General features: G+C 36.4%; 2 pseudogenes. Both read right to left on the bottom strand.

Going from position 1 to position 555, the window contains the following annotated elements:
- Positions 1–49: 49 nt before the first annotated feature.
- A pseudogene (locus tag ACFIKE_RS12175) lies at positions 50–133 on the bottom strand (recombinase); the annotation flags it as partial.
- Positions 134–278: 145 nt separating this feature from the next.
- A pseudogene (locus tag ACFIKE_RS12170) lies at positions 279–518 on the bottom strand (hypothetical protein); the annotation flags it as partial.
- Positions 519–555: the final 37 nt, after the last annotated feature.

Below are 555 nucleotides of genomic sequence, written 5' to 3'. Positions count from 1 at the left end.
AAAATGCGTTCCATAGCAGTTTGTTTAACCGCTAAATGATGTGTTTCAATAAAATGCGTTCCATAGCAGTTTGTTTAACCGCTAAATGATGTGTTTCTTCAATTTCTGTTAGGTTAGTGTTTTGTTCACTCATCTTGATTTCCTCCATTGCGCGCAATTCCCCATGGCATGAATCACGCATATGTTAAAACGCTGGTTTTGGGGTGTTAGAAACGGCTTATGTAGCTTGTTAAATATTTCATATCGAATAACATATACTTTATCTTGAATTTAATATCTCCGGAAATGTGTGCATTTTCAAATATTTGTGCATTCCCATAAACCTTAGCATTGTCGCAAACCTTGGCGTCATGCCAAACCCAACAATCCCCTTCATGGCTTAGGTTGTCTTCTTTTGCTATAAAGCCGCCTAAGTCACCTTTTTTAACATTTCTAAAGTCTCGTAATGCACGAATGCGGTAAACCTTACGCAAATAAACTTCGGACATTTCATCAGTCAGTTCGTATTTCTTTTTCATTATTGCATTCCTTAATTAATGCATGCTTTGTCTTTTA

It is taken from the genome of Bartonella sp. MU70NMGDW (assembly GCF_042194085.1).
Classification (GTDB): Bacteria; Pseudomonadota; Alphaproteobacteria; order Rhizobiales; family Rhizobiaceae; genus Bartonella; species Bartonella grahamii.
Note: the sequence above shows the minus strand (reverse complement) of the source record. Positions and strands in the feature narration are given on the sequence as shown.